This is a genomic window from Geobacter grbiciae (genome assembly GCF_018531165.1).
Classification (GTDB): Bacteria; Desulfobacterota; Desulfuromonadia; order Geobacterales; family Geobacteraceae; genus Geobacter; species Geobacter metallireducens.
Map to the genome: position 1 here is coordinate 1 of NZ_JAHDIW010000055.1, position 613 is coordinate 613.

General features: G+C 61.0%; 1 protein-coding gene and 1 riboswitch. The gene reads right to left on the minus strand.

The window, feature by feature from the left end:
• Positions 1-461, minus strand: a 461-nt coding sequence (locus KJB29_RS19110) for a S8 family serine peptidase (RefSeq protein ID WP_425514130.1), incomplete at its 3' end; no start/stop codon positions are given.
• A 76-nt stretch (positions 462-537) separates the two neighbouring features.
• A riboswitch (cyclic di-GMP riboswitch) is annotated at positions 538-613 on the minus strand. This riboswitch is flagged as partial in the annotation.

Sequence of the window (613 nt, forward strand, 5' to 3'; positions counted from 1 at the left end):
GAGGGATCGACGCCCGAGTCCAGGATAGCGATATCAACGGAACTGGAGCCGGTGGAGATGTCCCATCCCGCCGGAGCGGCAATCTTGGGGAGATGCCACTGGGAGGCATAGGAAGGGTCGTTGGGGATTGTTGCCGGTTCAGCCAGGTAGTTTTCTTCCACAAAGGACACCTGGGAGTTTTTTGCCAGGACAGCCTTCACCTTTGCGCGGGCAGCGGCAGGTACCTTGATCCTCTTCACGCGGAGCTGGGGGATATCCTCGGCTTCCCGGGCGCCGGCTCCCTTGAGGACTGTGTCGGAATTGGCCTTGTGGACGCCGGCCTTGAACTGGACGAGGAGCTCATCGGTTACGAACTTCTGGGGAGGGGGGGCGGCACCGGCCATTCCCGCTGCGAGGCAGAGGATGCCGAGGGTGCCAAGGTGAAGGGTGATCTTTCCACAAACTCGTTTCGTGCAGCGCATGCGCCACCTCCATGGGGTGAGTTTGCTTCCTACCTCAGAAACAGACCCCCGCACCTATGGAAGGCGGGCGTTGCTCTTCGACAACCCGGCTATCCTGACCATGGAGTCAGGACCCGTGGCTTTGCGTCCTCCGGTTACCCGAAGTTTGCCCT